The organism is Actinosynnema sp. NPDC059797, assembly GCF_042732085.1.
Lineage (GTDB): Bacteria > Actinomycetota > Actinomycetes > Mycobacteriales > Pseudonocardiaceae > Actinosynnema.
In genome coordinates, this window is the sequence record NZ_JBHWIE010000023.1 from 1 (window position 1) to 15064 (window position 15064).

The 15064-nt window shown below is 73.4% G+C and carries 12 protein-coding genes and 2 pseudogenes; 9 read left to right on the top strand and 5 right to left on the bottom strand.

From position 1 onward, the window contains the following. Together ACFV4N_RS09665 and ACFV4N_RS09670 are read left to right on the top strand one after the other, a co-directional pair. Positions 1-1196, top strand: a 1196-nt coding sequence (locus tag ACFV4N_RS09665; RefSeq protein ID WP_499672060.1) for an FAD-dependent monooxygenase, incomplete at its 5' end; no start/stop codon positions are given. Between the two features lie 138 nt (positions 1197-1334). After that, positions 1335-1856 (top strand): hypothetical protein, encoded by a 522-nt coding sequence (locus ACFV4N_RS09670; protein WP_499672061.1) that lies wholly within the window; start codon positions 1335-1337, stop codon positions 1854-1856. 1 nt (position 1857) lies between these two features. Here the strand turns inward: ACFV4N_RS09670 and ACFV4N_RS09675 are convergent, their stop codons facing one another. After that, complete coding sequence (locus ACFV4N_RS09675) at positions 1858-3687, bottom strand: DNA/RNA non-specific endonuclease (RefSeq protein WP_499672062.1); 1830 nt, start codon at positions 3685-3687, stop codon at positions 1858-1860. Positions 3688-3923: 236 nt separating this feature from the next. Here ACFV4N_RS09675 and ACFV4N_RS09680 point away from each other — a divergent pair, with 236 nt between their 5' ends. Next, positions 3924-5102: a S8 family peptidase gene (locus ACFV4N_RS09680; protein WP_499672063.1), complete on the top strand. Its 1179-nt coding sequence runs from the start codon at positions 3924-3926 to the stop codon at positions 5100-5102. A 20-nt stretch (positions 5103-5122) separates the two neighbouring features. On the opposite strand, the gene ACFV4N_RS09685 is transcribed toward ACFV4N_RS09680, so the two are convergent. Together ACFV4N_RS09685 and ACFV4N_RS09690 are read right to left on the bottom strand one after the other, a co-directional pair. Then, entirely contained in the window at positions 5123-5758 is a 636-nt protein-coding gene (locus tag ACFV4N_RS09685; protein WP_499672064.1) for a response regulator, read from the bottom strand. Beyond that, positions 5755-6759 carry a sensor histidine kinase gene (locus ACFV4N_RS09690; protein ID WP_499672065.1) on the bottom strand — a complete coding sequence of 335 codons (1005 nt, stop codon included), beginning with the start codon at positions 6757-6759 and terminating at the stop codon, positions 5755-5757. Before ACFV4N_RS09690 ends, ACFV4N_RS09685 begins: the two co-directional genes overlap by 4 nt. 123 nt (positions 6760-6882) lie before the next feature. Here ACFV4N_RS09690 and ACFV4N_RS09695 point away from each other — a divergent pair, with 123 nt between their 5' ends. The 4 genes from ACFV4N_RS09695 (at position 6883) to ACFV4N_RS09710 (ending at position 12253) form a co-directional block, all read left to right on the top strand. After that, on the top strand, positions 6883-7455 hold the full coding sequence (locus ACFV4N_RS09695) for a hypothetical protein (protein WP_499672066.1): 573 nt from the start codon (positions 6883-6885) through the stop codon (positions 7453-7455). A 560-nt stretch (positions 7456-8015) separates the two neighbouring features. Then, positions 8016-9740: a polyprenol phosphomannose-dependent alpha 1,6 mannosyltransferase MptB gene (mptB, locus tag ACFV4N_RS09700; protein WP_499672067.1), complete on the top strand. Its 1725-nt coding sequence runs from the start codon at positions 8016-8018 to the stop codon at positions 9738-9740. Then, positions 9733-10992 carry a mannosyltransferase gene (locus ACFV4N_RS09705; RefSeq protein ID WP_499672068.1) on the top strand — a complete coding sequence of 420 codons (1260 nt, stop codon included), beginning with the start codon at positions 9733-9735 and terminating at the stop codon, positions 10990-10992. Before mptB ends, ACFV4N_RS09705 begins: the two co-directional genes overlap by 8 nt. Next, complete coding sequence (locus ACFV4N_RS09710) at positions 10982-12253, top strand: glycosyltransferase 87 family protein (protein WP_499672069.1); 1272 nt, start codon at positions 10982-10984, stop codon at positions 12251-12253. Before ACFV4N_RS09705 ends, ACFV4N_RS09710 begins: the two co-directional genes overlap by 11 nt. A gap of 45 nt (positions 12254-12298) precedes the next feature. Here the strand turns inward: ACFV4N_RS09710 and ACFV4N_RS09715 are convergent. Both ACFV4N_RS09715 and ACFV4N_RS09720 read right to left on the bottom strand, forming a co-directional pair. Continuing rightward, a pseudogene (locus ACFV4N_RS09715) lies at positions 12299-12694 on the bottom strand (Scr1 family TA system antitoxin-like transcriptional regulator); the annotation flags it as partial. Positions 12695-12929: 235 nt separating this feature from the next. Next, a pseudogene (locus ACFV4N_RS09720) lies at positions 12930-13106 on the bottom strand (helix-turn-helix domain-containing protein); the annotation flags it as partial. 238 nt (positions 13107-13344) lie between these two features. Here ACFV4N_RS09720 and ACFV4N_RS09725 point away from each other — a divergent pair. Both ACFV4N_RS09725 and ACFV4N_RS09730 read left to right on the top strand, forming a co-directional pair. Next, the gene (locus ACFV4N_RS09725; protein ID WP_499672070.1) at positions 13345-14412 is read left to right on the top strand and encodes a hypothetical protein; all 1068 of its coding nucleotides are present in this window, start codon (positions 13345-13347) and stop codon (positions 14410-14412) included. A gap of 96 nt (positions 14413-14508) precedes the next feature. Further along, entirely contained in the window at positions 14509-15063 is a 555-nt protein-coding gene (locus ACFV4N_RS09730) for a hypothetical protein (protein WP_499672071.1), read from the top strand. Position 15064 lies beyond the last annotated feature (1 nt).

Below are 15064 nucleotides of genomic sequence, written 5' to 3' on the forward strand. Positions count from 1 at the left end.
GCATGGGGGTGCTCATCTCCGGCGCGAGCGTGGCGGGGCCGGTGCTGGCGTGGTGGCTGGCCAGGCACGGGTACGAGGTGACCGTGGTGGAGCGCGCGCCGGCGCTGCGCAAGACCGGCGGTCACGCGGTGGACCTGTTCCGGCCCGCGATGGACGTCGTGGAGCGCATGGGCGTGCTGCCGCAGGTCCTGGAGAGGGCGACCGGGACCGGGTGGATGTCCCTGCGCAGCCGGGGGAAGCGCCCGGTCGAGGTCGACCTGGGCCGCCTGTTCGGCGCGCTGGCCGACCGGCACGTGGAGGTCATGCGCGACGACCTGGCCGAGATCTTCCACGGCGCCACGCGGGACGACGTGGAGTACGTGTTCGGCGATTCGGTCACCTCGGTCTCCGCGGACGGCGAGGTGGCGTTCGAGCGCGGCGCGCCGCGCCGGTTCGACCTGGTCGTCGGCGCGGACGGCCTGCACTCCGCCGTCCGGCGGCTGGTGTTCGGCGAGGTGCCCGAGCACTTCATCGGCGCGCACGTGGCCGTGCGGTCGCTGCCGAAGCACTTCGCGCCGGCGGACCGGGCCGTCGCCCACGCCGAGGTCGGCCGGATCGCCGCCGCCTACAGCGCCCGCCACCTGCCGGACGCGCGGGCGGTGTTCCTGTTCCGCACGCCCGGCCCGCTGGACCTCCACCACCGCGACGTCCCGGGGCAGCGGGAAGTGCTGCGCGCCGCGTTCGCCGGGGTGGACGACGAGGTGGACCGGTGGCTCGACCACCCCGACGGCGCCTTCTACTTCGACTCGGTCACCCAGCTGCGGCTGGACACGTGGACGCGCGGCCGGGTCGCCCTGGTCGGCGACGCGGGCTACTGCCCGGGTCCGGCGGTCGGCGGCAGCACGAGCCTGGCGGTCGTCGGCGCGTACGCGCTGGCCGGCGAACTCGCGGCGGCCGGCGGCGACCACACGCGCGCGTTCCCCGCCTACGAGGCGCGGATCGCCGACTACGTCCGGGGCAGCCGGGCGTTCGCGGTGGACGCGGCGAAGCGCCTGGTGCCCGCCACGCCCCGCGACCTGTGGCTGCTGCGGCAGGGCTTCCGGGCCATGGGCTACCTGCCCCGGCCGCTGAGCCGGGCGCTGGTCCGCCTCAACCGGGCGGGCGCCCGGCTGCACGACTCGGTCGAGCTGCCCGACTACCCGCTGCCGGTGCGCTGAACGCCGCGTCCGGCGTCGTCCCCGGCCGGTGCGGGGAACCGCACCGCCGACCGGGTGGTGCGGCCCCGGGTCCGCTAACGGCCGGGCCGGCGGGGCGAACTCACCGGTGCCACCCGTCGCGCCGAGGAGGACGAAACCATGATGACGTCACGACCGCTCCGCCTCGCCGCGGCGCTCCTCCTCGCCGCGGCGGGTGCGCTGGTCGCCGTGCCCGCCCACGCGGCCGGGGTCGAGCAGGTGTGCCTGGGCACGGAGGTCACCACCTACGACCCGCCGCTGACCCTGGCCACGCGGCCGACGACCGTCACCGTCAGCGGGGTCTACACCACCTGCACCCACCCGGACGCGGTCACCGCCACCTACGAGGAGACGTTCACGCTCGACGCGTCCTGCCTGGTGCTGTTCGACTCCGGGTCGGCCTTCCGCACGTTCACCTGGGGCGGGAGCACGACGCCGAGCGACTTCCGGTACAACGTCACCTCCAGCGCCGTGGCCGGTCAGGTCGTGGTGGTCAACACGGGCGTGATCACGGCGGGCGGGTTCGCGCCGGCCGGGGCGGAGCAGGTGATCACGCTGGTGACGCCGAACGCACTCCGGTGCCTGGCCGGCGGGGTGGCCTCGGTGACCGGGCCGACCACCCTCACCGTCCACGGCGCCTGAGCTACCACGCGATGTCGGTCAGGGCTCCCAGCGGCGCGCGCTCGTCGGTCGACGACGGCAGGACGAGCGCGTCCGCCGCCCGCACCTCGTCCGGGAAGGCGAACCCGCACCGCTCCTCCACCTCGGCCACCTTGACCTGGAACACCCGGAACTCGTCCAACTCCAGCGACTCCAACTGGTCCAGGTTCTGCGTCAGCAGGAACGCCCGCGCGGTGAGCGCGCCGCCCGAGGCGAACACGATCACCTTCCAGTACTCGCGCGGCAGGGCCACGCCGCGGAAGACCCGGTCGTCCGCGTGGAACACCGGGCCGCCGTAGGCGCTGACGCGCAGGCGGTCCACCTCGGCGTCGGCGAGCACCGCGTCCTCCAGCCTGCCCCACAGGCCCCGCCGCGCGCTCTGGTTGAAGTCGTCCATCTGCGGCGTGATGTTGGTGAAGTAGAACGAGTCCACGTTGGCCTGCTCGGCGTCCGGGCCCCACAGCAGGTCCGCGCGCCGCGCCAGGTGGCCCCGGTCGAGCCGGTTGCCCCGGTACAGCTCGTCGCCGACCTGGTGCTCGGCGGGCACGCGCGGGTCGAGGACGAACGGGATGCCGGTGCGGTTGATCTTCTTCAGCCCGGCGCCGTCGATGTTCCACGCCACCCAGAAGGCGAAGCGCCGGGACTTGGACTGGGCGAGCGAGAAGTGGGTGTAGTCGATGACCGGCCCGCCGTCCAGCTCGACCGCGTCGGCGCGCGTCCGCTCGCCCAGCACCGGCAGGCCCGCCGGCGTGCCCAGGAAGTCGGGGTCGAAGCCGAGGCGCGGCTTCGCGCGCCCCACCCGCGCGCCCTTCGGCGGCGCGAGCGAGATGCCGAGCTTCTCGAACACCGAGCCGGGCAGGCACGCGAGCGCGTGCTCGTCCGCGTCGCCCGCCGCCTCGCCGGCGAAGTGCAGGCCGGCGAGGGTGCGGCCCGGTTTGCCGTTGGCGGACTTGAACACCCACGCCGCGCCCGAGTCGCCGCCCCGGCTGAGCTCGCCGTCGGGCGCGGGCTTGGCGCGGTCGGGGCCGATCTCGAAGCACCCGATCTCGCGCTGCCCGACGCCCGGCCCGTAGTCGATCTTGGCGAGCACGTCCACGCGCCGCACCACGCCGTGCGTCACGCCGGTGGTGCGGCCGCTCTTGACGACCTTGTCGCCGAGGTCCGGCTCGCCGAGCTTGTCCACGGCGACACCCAGCTCGTGGACCCGGGCGTCGAACCCGCGGTCCTCGACGGTGGCGATCGCGCAGTCGCCCGCCGCGCCCAGGTGCGACCGGACGAGCCGGCCGAGGCGGTTGCGCCCGGTGCGGTTGTCGTCGTGCACGCCCGGCTGCACCACGTCGTCGCCCAGCGCGCCCTGCGGTCCGTGCAGGACGTGCCAGTTGCTCAGCACGTACGGGGTGCCGTCCTCGCGGTCGTGCACGATGCAGCCGACGGTGCCCGCGGACACCCGCACGTGCCCCACGCTGACGCCGGGGACCACGGGGTCGACGCGCGTCTTGCGCGGGTCGACGGCCGCGTCCCCCAGCACCCGGAACTCCACGCGGTAGTCGCGTTGCAGCACGTCGGTGGGCACGGCCACGCCGTCGACCTCGATCACCTCGGGCAGCGGCGCGGTGCCGAGCGCGGCCAGCTCCTCGGGCGCGGCCTTCCGCCGCACGGTGAACTGGACGGCGACCTCGTCGGTCACCCGACCGCCGGACACCTTGTGGCCGATGCCGATGGATGACACGTTCGGGTCGCTCAGGTAACCGGCGCCTTTCGTGCGCACGAACTGCCGCAGCGACTTCGGCGTCTCGTTCTTCTTCCTGGCCATGAGCGCAATTCCCCCTGTGTGCGCGCGTCGGTGGCCTTGCTGTCGAAGTCCCCCGAATGAGCGTTAGCCCGAACCTAACGTGTTCAGCCATTCAGCCCAACGAGCGCACCCGGACACGACGGATGGGTGATCGGCGGCTGATCGGCCCTGCCGCGCGGAACACCCCGCGTGTTGAGGTGCAAGGGCGAGTTCCCCTGACGTCGGCGCACCCGCCGACCCCTGCTCTAGGAGGAGCCATGAGGACCAGACACGTCGCGGTGGCCGGAGCGCTCTTAGCCGGGCTCGTCGCACCGCCCGCGCACGCGGCCGCGCCGGTGCTCTACAGCGGGCACCCCGACGCCGTCGCGGACAGCTACATCGTGGTGCTCGAGCGGCACCAGGACCTCGCGGCGACGCGCGGCGCCGTCCGGGGCGTCACCCGCACCTACACCTCCGCCCTGGCGGGCTTCGCCCTGCGCGCCGACGCCGCGACCGCCCGCCGCCTGGCCGCCGACCCGCGCGTGGCCTACGTCGCGCAGGACCTGGAGGTCGACCTCGGCGTCTCGGCGCGGGCGCTCGAAGTCCAGCCCGCCCCGCCGTCGTGGGGGCTGGACCGGATCGACCAGCGCTCCCTGCCGCTGGACGCCAAGTACCACCACGCCAACACCGCCGCGGACGTCCGGGCGTACGTCTTCGGCACCGGCATCCGCTACACCCACCAGGAGTTCGACGGCGCGGCCGTGCCGGGCCTGGACACCGTCGGCGGCGTCACCCCGCCGGGCGACGACTGCAACGGGCACGGCACGCACATGGCCGGCATCGTCGGCGGCCGGACCACCGGCGTGGCCAAGGACGTGGCGCTGGTGTCCGTGCGCGTGCTCAACTGCCAGGGCTCCGGCACCTACTCGCAGATCATCCAGGGCATCGACTGGGTGACCAGGGACGCGGCGGCGAGCGGCAGGCGCGCGGTCGCGCTGATGACCCCCGGCGGGCCGAAGCACCAGGCGTTCAACGACGCCATCACCGCGTCGATCAACGCGAACGTGCACTACTCGGTGGTGTCCGGCAGCTCGAACGCCGACGCGTGCGGCTTCTCGCCCGGCAGCACGCCACTGGCCACCACCGTGGGCGCGACCGACGCGAACGACAACAAGGCGGGCTTCTCCAACCAGGGCGCCTGCATCGACGTGTGGGCGCCGGGCGTGGCCATCACCTCGGCGTGGGGCACGTCGGACACCGCGTACTCGACCATCAGCGGCTCGGCGGCGTCCGCGCACGCGGCGGGCGCGGCGGCGCTGTGGCGGCACCGGTTCCCCGGCGACTCGGCCGTGCAGGTGGCGGCCGCGCTGGGCGCCAACGCCACGCCCGGCGTGGTCAACGGCCTCGGCGCGGACTCGCCGAACCTGCTGCTGTTCACCGGCATGGTCCCGGCGTGACGGCGCGCGACCGCGGCGCTTCAGCCCAGGCCGTGGTCGCGCGCGTAGACGGCGGCCTGCGTGCGGTCGCGCAGGCCCAGCCGGGTCAGGATGCGGGACACGTGGTTCTTGACCGTGCCCTCGCTCAGGTGCAGGCGGCGGGCGATCTCGCGGTTGGTGGCCCCGGTGGCGACCAGGCGCAGGACGTCCGCCTCCCGCCCGGTCAGGTCGTGGTCGCCGGGTCCGGGCGCGGCGGGCGCGAGCGCGGACGCCAGGCGCGCGGCGGCGGCCGGGTCGAACTGGACCACGCCGGCGTGCGCGAGCCGGACCGCCGCCGCCAGCTCCGCGGCCGGGCGGTCCTTGAGCAGGTAGCCGCTCGCGCCCGCCTTGAGCGCGCGGACCACGTACTCCTCGTCGTCGAACGTGGTCAGCACGACGACGCGGGCGCGGCAGCCCCGGGCGCGCAGCACGCCCAGCGCGTCGAGGCCGTCGAGCACCGGCATCCGCACGTCCATCAGCACCACGTCCGGGTCGTGCGCCCCGGTCGCCTCCACCGCCTCCCGGCCGTCCCCCGCGGTGCCGACGACGGCGATCCCCGGCTGGAGGTCGAGCACGGCGGCGATGCTCTCCCGGACCAGCCGCTGGTCGTCCACCACGACCACGCGTACGTCGCTCACCTGGGCACCACCACGGTCAGCGTGGTGCCCGCGGCGCCCGCCACCTCGACCGAACCGCCGACCTCGACCGAGCCGCCGACCTCGGCGACGCGCTCCCGCAGCCCGCGCAGCCCGAACCCCTCCGGCCCGGCGAACCCCGGCCCGCCGTCGACCACGGTCAGCTCCGCCCGGTTCGGCCCGCAGTGGACGCGCACCGCGACGGGCGAGCCGGCGGCGTGCCGCAGCGCGTTGGTGACGCCCTCCTGCGCCGCCCGGTACAGCGCCAGCAGGGTCGGGGCGGGGTAGCGGCTCTCGTCGCCGGAGCACTCCACGGTCACGCCCGGACCGCCCCCGAGCTGCCGCAGCGCGTCCGCCAGCCGGAACGGCCCCCGCAGCGCGCGGACCGAGGCGCGGACGTCGGCCAGGGCCCGGCGCGCGGACTCGCGGGCGTCGCCCACGGCCCGGTCGGCCTGGCCGGGGTCCAGCTCCCGGAAGACCTCCGCCCGCTCCAGCAGCACGGCGACCGCGGTCAGGTGGTGGCCGAGGCCGTCGTGCACCTCGCGCGCCACCCGGTTGCGCTCGGCGGCGGCCGACAGCTCCGCGGTGACCACGGCGAAGACCACCCCGATGCCGAACATCAGCAGGTCGGACACGTGCTCGGCGGACCGGGCCCAGCCGGGCGCGGTGAGCTGGAACGCGACGACCTGGCACGCGCCGCACCCGAGGCCCACCGCGACCGCGACCGCGCGGCCGAACGCGAAGTACGCCCCGAACGGCAGTAGCAGGAACAACACGCGCGCCATCCCCGAGCCGTCGGCGGACGCGACGAGCACCACCAGCCCGGCCTGGAGGGCCAGCACGAGCCCCGGCGCCCACCGCGCCCGGTCCACCAGGACCAGGGCGGCCAGCCCCAGCGCGAACGGCGCCCAGCGGGTCTCGCCGAGCCCGGCGACCCCGGCGTAGGCGCCGGCCGCCAGCACCACCCCGCACAGCAGGGGCGTCAACCACGGCACACGGCGCACGGGGGCAGGCTACGTGCCGGGCCCGGGTCCGGGGACGTGCCGAGGGGCACGTGCCGATCGGCACCCCCGGTCCGGCCGGTCGGCACTGACCCCGGCGCCGCCCGCGGCCATAGCGTCCGCCGCATGAGCTTCCTGCTGCGGTTCGGCGCCTGGTGCGGCGCCCTGTCCGGCCTGCTGATCGCGCTGCCCGGCGCGGTGGAGGCGTTCACCGGCGAGACGGCCGCGACGAGCCTCCTCGTCGGCGTGTCGCCGGCGCTCGCCGCCCCCCTGGTGACCGCGCTGCACCTGACCCAGCCCCGCACGGCGCTCGGCGTCGTCGGCTACGCGGTCAACACCGTCGGGCTGGGGCTGTACGGCGCGGCGGCCTACGCGCTGAACGTGGTGGTCTTCCACCTGGACGACCCGGTGCTCGCCGCGCCGACCCGGGTCGTCCTGCTGGGCAGCGCCCTGGTCTTCGCGGTCGGCAGCGCGCTGTTCGGCGCGGCCATGCTGCGGGCGGGCGCGCACCCGCGCGTGCCCGCGTGGGCCTACACGGCGGCGCTGCCGGTGTTCACGCTCGCCGCCGGCCTGCCGGACACCCCGCTGACCAGCGCGCTGCACGTGGTGGTCGGGGCGGCGCTGGTGTGGCTCGCGCGATCCGTCCTGGCTCATGGCACACGACACCCGCAACACGAAAGTTATTACACGATCAGGTGAATCGTGCAATCCCGCGCGACAGGTGAATCCGCGTAAATGCGCCCTCGCGGGCAACGGTGTGACACCGCGCCCGCGAGGGCGGCCCCGTTCGTCACAGCCATGACGTCAAACACCCTCGCGAAGGGGCCAATTCGTCGGTCACGGAAGGACCCGGCCCGTCCGACCACGCCCGGGTTTGGCGCCGCCCGAACCGGGGTAAGGCACTCTGGTGACCTGGACCGCGTCGTGCGCCGCAGTGGTGGAACAGCCCGTGACCTGCCCTTCCGGTCTCGGGCGCGCCGGTCCGACCCCACCGCCGCCGGAGCGCGGGAGCCCCCGCGCGGGACCCGGGCGGGCCCCCTGACGCACCTCCCACCGAGGTTGCGTTCCAGTGGGGATCGTCACACCGCTTTGTAACGACAAGGATAAAAGGCCGGTCCGTGTCATCTACGGTGGACTGTCGTGCCAAGATTCCTGGTTATGGCCCCACACGTCCCTGATCTCAGCGACGGTGCCGCGCACACCCGGCCCCGTCGGCGTGTACGCGGACCGATCCCGGGATCAACGAGGTGGATCCGGTTGTGACCGCTGATCTGAGCGGAAGTGCCGAGCGGGCGGAACTGCTCCCTCCCCGGCTGAATGCGTGGCTGACGCTGTTCCGGCAGGTCCCTTCGAGGGTGCTGCGACCGGGCGTGCTCGGCGCTGTGCTGATCACCTTCGGCGGCCTGGGCGCGGGCGCGGTCGTCCGGCGGGACCCGCTGCTGAGCGGCACGTTCCTCAACGCGATGCGCTACGGCCACGGGCACGACCTCGCCTTCGCCGTCCTGTACGCGGGGCTGGCGCTCATGGTGGTGTCGTGGGTCCGGCTCGGCCGCCTGGTGCGCACCGGGCGGATCGGCGGTCGCGCGGTGGCGCTGACCGCCGCGGCCTGGACCGCGCCGCTGGTCATCGCCCCGCCCCTCTACAGCCGGGACGTCTACAGCTACCTGGCCCAGGGCGCGGTCGCGCTGCGCGGTTTCGACCCCTACACGACCGGCGCGTCGGCGCTGGACCTGCCGCTGAGCGGCAACGTGGCCGGGCTGTGGCAGGACACGCCGTCGCCCTACGGGCCGCTGTTCCTGCTGCTGGCCAAGTCCACGGTCGCCGTGTTCGGCGACAACGTCATCCTCGGCGCCATCCTCATGCGCCTGGCCGTGCTCGCCGGGCTGGTGCTGCTGGCCTGGGCGATCCCGGGCCTCACCCGCCACCTCGGCGGGCGCGCCCCGGTGGCCCTGTGGCTGACCGTGGCCAACCCGCTGGTGGTGGCCGTGGGCATCGGCGGCGCGCACAACGACATCCTGATGGTCGGCCTGATGGCCGTCGGCGTGCTGCTGGTGCTCGACCGCAGGCACGTGCTCGGGTTCGCGGTGCTCGCCCTGGCCGCCGCGGTGAAGGCCACGGCGCTGCTGGTCGCCCCGTTCCTGGTGTGGGTGTGGGTGGCGCGGATGTCCGGCCCCGCGCGGCACCGCTTCGTCAAGGGCGCGGTCGCGGGCGGCGGGGCCTTCGCGGTCGTGTTCGCCCTGTCCACCCTGGTGGCGGGCGTCGACCTGGGCTGGATCGACGTGCTGCGCTCGCAGACGCCGCTGCTGACCTGGATGTCGCTGCCCTGCGCGGTGGCGGAGCTCACCTACCACGCGGTCGGCCGCCACTTCGGCGCGTTCACCTACGAGGGCTTCCTCGGCTTCTTCCGGTCGGCGGGCATGTACGTGCTGGCCGCCGTGCTCGTCCGCCAGTGGTGGCTGGCCCGGGAGGGCGGCGCGGAAGCGGTCCGGCGCGCCGCGATCGCCCTGCTCGCCGCCTCCGTGCTCGCCCCGTCGGTGCTCCCCTGGTACTTCACCTGGGCGCTGGCGCTGGCCGCGGTGTTCGCGTGGCAGGACAGGTGGCTCGCGGTCGTGGCCGGCGTCTCGGTGTGGATGGTGCTGGTCACCCTGCCCGACGGCACGATCGTCGCCCGGTGGACCTACGGCTCGATGAACCCCTGGGTGTGGTGGCCCTACCTGGCCCTGACCGTCCTGGTCGGCGTGTGGGTGGGCCGGGCGCTGCTCCGGAGCGACCCCGACCCGCTCGCGGGTCCGGCCGCCGGCGCCGCCCCGGGCGGGGTCGCCCTGCCGAACGGCGTCGCCCTGCCGGGCGTGGACCTCTCGGCCGCCGACCTCAAGGACCTGGCCGACCTGGAGAAGATGGATTTCGAGGACGTCGACCTCACCGGCGTCGACGAGGGGGCGGACGTGGCCGAGAGCCGGCGGCGCGGGGGCACGGGTGGCTGACCGGGCGCACGCGGCCGAGGAGAAGCTGCTCAGGTTCGCGCCGCTGGTGCTGTGCCTGTCGCTGGGCTGGTACGCGTGGCGGCTGGGCAACCCGGCGGACTGGGGCATGATCGACCTCAAGGTCTACTGGAGCCTCGCGCCGAACCTGCTGACCGACCAGCTCTACTCGATCAACATGCCGTTCACGGCGGACTTCCCGCTGCCGTTCACCTACCCGCCGTTCGCGGCGCTGGTGTTCCTGCCGATCTCGTCGCTGCCGTGGCTCGCCGCGCGCGTCCTGTGGCAGGTGCTGTCCCTGGTGTGCCTGTGGTGGCTGGTCCGCACGGCGCTCCGGCTGCTCGCCTCCCGGGCCGGGCAGCCCTACGACGCCACCTGGTCGCGCCGGGCGCTGCTGTGGACCGGCCTGGCGCTGTGGTGCGAGCCGGTGCGCAAGACGCTCGACTTCGGGCAGATCAACCTGGTGCTGGTCGCGGGCACGTTCGCGGCGATGGTGGCGACCCGCCAGGCGGTGGCCGGCCTCGGCGTCGGCGTCGCCGCCGGGCTGAAGCTGACCCCCGCGATCTCGGGGCTGTACTTCCTGGTCACGCGCAGGTTCGCGGCCGCGGCGTGGTCGGTGGCGGGCTTCGCGGTCACGGTGGCGCTGGGCTTCGTCGCCTCGGCCGGCGACTCGTGGCGCTACTGGTTCGAGCTGCTCGGCGCGGCCGACCGGGTGGGCCCGGTGGGCTCGGCGATCAACCAGTCGCTGCGCGGCGCGCTGTCGCGGACCTTCGGGTACGACGTGGGCACGTCCTGGCCGTGGCTGCTGGCGGTGGCGGTGTCGGCGGTGCTGACCGGGTTCGCGCTGCGCGCCGCGGTGCGGGCCGGCGACACCCTGGCCGCCGTGGTGGCCGTGCAGCTGTTCGGGCTGCTGCTCTCGCCGATCTCGTGGAGCCACCACTGGCTGTGGGTCATCCCGCTGGTGCTGTGGCTGGTGCACGGCGTGGCGCGGCGGGGGTGGCCGGCCCTGTCGGTCGCCGCGGCGTGGGTCGTCGTGACCGGCGCGGACCTGATCACGTTCCTGATCGACCGGCAGCCGTCCATCTGGGAGATCCCCCGGCCGTGGCCGCTCGCCGCGCTCGGTTGGGCCTACCCGGCGCTCGGGCTGCTCACCCTCGCGGTGATGCCCCGGCTGCTCCGCGGCGGGACCGTCCCCCCGAACCCGACGACCTCGACGACACCGACGACCTCGAAGGCCGAGCGCAGTGCCCTCTGAACCGTCCGCCCTGGTCACCCTGGAGAGGCGGCTGCTGACCGTCGCGCCGTGGCTGCTGATCGCCTCCGCGGTCGTCCGCGCCTGGACCATCGTCACCGGGTTCGGCAACGAGACGATCGACCTGTACGTGTACTGGGCGCTCGCGCCGCACGTGCTGGAGGGCGACCTCTACCAGGTCACCTCGCCGCACTCGCCGCCCGACTTCCCGCTGCCGTTCACCTACCCGCCGTTCGGCGCGCTGGTGTTCCTGCCCATGACGTGGCTGCCGTGGGTGGTGGCGCAGTGGGCGTTCCGGCTGCTGTCCGGGCTGTGCCTGTACTGGCTCGTGCGCGTGTCGCTGCGCCTGGTGGCGGGCGCGGGGTGGACCGAGGAGCCCCGGCTGTGGCGGCGGCGGGCGATCCTGTGGACCGCGGTGCTGCTGTGGATGCAGCCCGTCTACCACACCTTCGAGTTCGGGCAGATCAACCTGGTGCTGGCGGCCGTGGTGCTGGCGGCCATGGTGGCGCGGGACCCGCGGGTCGCGGGCGCGGGCATCGGGCTGACCGCGGGCGTGAAGCTGGTGCCCGCCATCTCCGGGCTGTACTTCCTGGCCACGCGCAGGTTCGCGGCCGCGGCGTGGTCGGTGGTGGCGTTCGCGGTGAGCGTCGGCCTGAGCTTCCTGGTGGACGCGGAGCAGGCGAGGCGCTACTGGTTCGAGCTGCTCGGCGCGGCCGACCGGGTGGGCCCGATCGCCACCGCGCACAACCAGTCGCTGCGCGGGGCGCTGTCGCGGACCCTCGGCCACGACGTCGGGATGACGTGGCCGTGGGTCCTGGCCGCGGTGGTGTCGGTCGTGCTGGCCGGGTTCGCGCTGCGGTCGGCGGTGCGGGCGCGCGACGCGCTGCTCGGCGTGCTGGTGGTGCAGTTCCTCGGGCTGCTGCTGTCGCCGATCTCGTGGGACCACCACTGGGTGTGGGTCGGTCCGCTGCTGATCTGGCTGGCGCACTCGCGGGTGGTGCCGTGGGCGCGGTGGACGCTGCTGGTGCTGTGGTGCCCGATCATGTTCTGGGACCTGATCGCCTTCCAGCTCGACCGGCAGCCGACGATCTGGACGATCACCCGGCCCGGGTGGCTGTCGCTGATCGGCTGGGCCTACCCGGCGTTCGCCCTGCTGACGCTGGCCGCGATCGCGTTCGCGCTGAAGGACCGGACCGGCGGGGGTCGCGGTCCCGCCGCCGCCACCGCCGAGCCGGACGGCTTGGACGGCGCGAAGGCCGCGTAAGGGGTCCTGTCACCTCTTGGTGATGCGGTCTCCGGGTCGGGGACTTCACGGGTTCCGGTCGTGGAAGTCGGCCCACCGGGCGAGCAGGGTCCGCGATTCGTCGTCGCCCAGGGCCACTTCCGCGAGCGCCCGCACCTTGTCCCGGAACTCCCGCACGATCGCGTCATCGTCGTAGAAGGCGGTGGCGGAGTCCGCCTCGACGCAGGCGACCGCCCTGGCGAAGTGCCCCATGTCCATGAGGGTCGCCGGTCGCAGCACGTGCGCGTCCACCGCCGCGGCCAGCGGGATGACGTTGACCGAGGTGTTCGGCATGCCGGTGGCCGGCGTGAGGTCCAGCACCTGGTCGCGCATCACGTCCTTGCCGCCGACGACCGTGCGCAGGGCGAACTCGTGGACGTAGAAGCGCCACCGCTGCCCCCCCGGAACCCATCGCCCGCGCCCGCGCCGCGTCCTTGCGACGGGTCCGGGAGTCGGCGGCGCCCTCGCTGCCGGTCAGGGCCAGCGCGTAGTCCCAGGTCTGGGCGAGCGACGGGATCGTGAAGGGTTCGTAGGTGGTGACCGAGACCGCCGTTTCCTCGTGGACCCTCATGCACCGCGTGCTGCCGTCGGCGTCGTGGCGGCGGACGAAGGCGTGCCGGGCACCCGTCGAGAGGACGTCGTACACGCGTTCGCGGTCCTCTTTGCTCGCGTGGAGGACGCCCAGCAGGTAGACGATGTCCCGCTCCCCGGTGCCGCGCATGCCCGATTCGAGCTTGGACAGCTTGCCCGCGGACCAGCCCAGTTCTTTCAGCAGTTCCTTCGCCTGCCAATCCGACTTGCGCCGGATTTCCCGCAGCGGGGACGCTAGATCCACTTCCGCGGTCAACCCCAAAACCCTTTTGGGGGTCCAACTTGCCAGGTCGAGATGGGTACTCTCGGTTTATGCGGCCAGACAACGAAGCCACAGTAGGCGATCGCATTGCCTACTACCGCAAGCGACAAGGCATGGCCCAAGAGGTGTTGTGCGGCCTGGTCGGGGGACGCACGACCGAGTGGCTCCGACAGATCGAGAACGGTAAACGAGAGGTGGACAGCTGTCCACCATCGTCGCGGTGGCCGATGCCCTGCGAATTCCCCCATCAGCACTGCTGCCAGGCCCTTTCCGGACGACGGCGAGGCGCAGGGACTCGCTCGGCACCGCTCCCACCGTCATCCCGGCCGTCGAAGCGGCGATGATGCGCTACAACGGGATCGCTTCACTGGTCGGCGTGCCGGACAGGGAACCCGTTGCGCCGGAGCACCTCCGGACCCGCATCGAGAGGGCTTACCGGTACACGATGATGTCGCGGTTGTCCGACAAAGCTCCGCTCATCCCCGGCATGATCGCGGATTCGTGGCACTTGAAGCACCTGGCCGAGGGCGAAGAGCAGAAGCGGGAGGCAGCCGGACTGCAAGCGCTGGTATACCGGACAACCTCCAGTCTGCTGGATCAAATGGGCGAACCGCACCTGGCCTGGATTGCCGCTGAGCGTTCAATGCGCGCCGCCGAGGAATCCGGCGACCCGCTCCTGATCGCGAACGGGGCCTGGCCGCTGTCGATCATCCTGCGCCACACCGGTCGCCTCACCGAATCGACCGACGCTCCGATTGCCGCGGCCGACGCCCTGCGCTCCCGCCTCGACTCTCCCCAGTCCCACAGCATGTACGGGGCACTCATGCTCCGGGGCGCCATAGGCGCTGCCACGCTCAGCGACCACCGAGCAGTGCGCGACTACCTCGACGAAGCCTCCCGGGTAGCGGAGAGGACCGGCGACCGGAACGACTTCTGGCTCGCCTTCGGACCCACCAACATCGCCATCCACCGCGTGTGGCTCGCACTCGAACTGGGCGACCCGACAGCGGCGATCAAGCTGGCGGACGGCGTTCCTTACGACAGCCTCCCGGAGGTGCTGTCCGGGCGGAAGACCTCACATCTGATCACCATCGCCTGGGCCCACTACTTGCGACGACACGACCGCGAAGCCCTTGACGCGCTGAACGCGGCCAGGGCGTTCGCCCCGGAACAACTGCTCTACACCGGTCGGGTCCACTCGATGCTGCGCGGGATGCTCCGGCGCGAACGACGTTCGGTGAAAGGCGACCTGCGCAGGCTCGCGGACTTCGTCGGCGTGGCGGCCTGATCTACCGAGCGTGCTCGAATCACCCGAATGGGCGTACCGATCGGGTGTATCAGCTACTCCGTTCAGCACCTCCTCCCCCGTACAGGAGGTGCAGCCATGAACAGTCGTACCGCCGTGTGGCTCCTGGCCGTGGGGCTGGTCGCCGCGTGCGGCAGGCCCCCGTCGCCGGAAAGCCCCGCAGTCGCACCGCGCACCACCACCCCGACCTCGACCACCGCCCCCACGACCACCGCCGACGAGACGACCACGAGCGCCCCGCCACCGACCACCGTGATCGCGCCGGAGCCGCACCGCACCACGACGACCGCGGCACCGCCCCCACCTCCACCGCCACCGCCACCGCCACCCAAGCCGCCACCACCACCGCCCAAGCCGCCGGACCGCTGGGTGCTGCCTGACGACCTGCGCAAGTCGATCGAGCAACGGACCGGTCAACCGTTCGCCGATGTCTGGCCGGGCGTGAAGAGCCTCTTGGTCGCGGAGTGCCCCGGCGGCACGCTGTGCGTGGGGTACCACCTGCAGGTCGACGAGAGCTTCGTCAGCGAGCAGGACTGCGTCGTCGCGCCCAAGGGCATCATCGTCCCCGACCCGCTGCGCGAGGGCGGCACGATCACCTTCGTCGTCAACAACGACCGGTGCCCCGAGGTGTGAG

Excerpts from the sequence above, each read along its gene's own strand:
- ACFV4N_RS09670 (WP_499672061.1), top strand. The coding sequence starts at position 1,335 with ATGATGACGTCACGACCGCTCCGCCTCGCCGCGGCGCTCCTCCTCGCC.
- ACFV4N_RS09675 (WP_499672062.1), bottom strand. The coding sequence starts at position 3,687 with ATGGCCAGGAAGAAGAACGAGACGCCGAAGTCGCTGCGGCAGTTCGTG.
- ACFV4N_RS09680 (WP_499672063.1), top strand. The coding sequence starts at position 3,924 with ATGAGGACCAGACACGTCGCGGTGGCCGGAGCGCTCTTAGCCGGGCTC.
- ACFV4N_RS09695 (WP_499672066.1), top strand. The coding sequence starts at position 6,883 with ATGAGCTTCCTGCTGCGGTTCGGCGCCTGGTGCGGCGCCCTGTCCGGC.
- ACFV4N_RS09730 (WP_499672071.1), top strand. The coding sequence starts at position 14,509 with ATGAACAGTCGTACCGCCGTGTGGCTCCTGGCCGTGGGGCTGGTCGCC.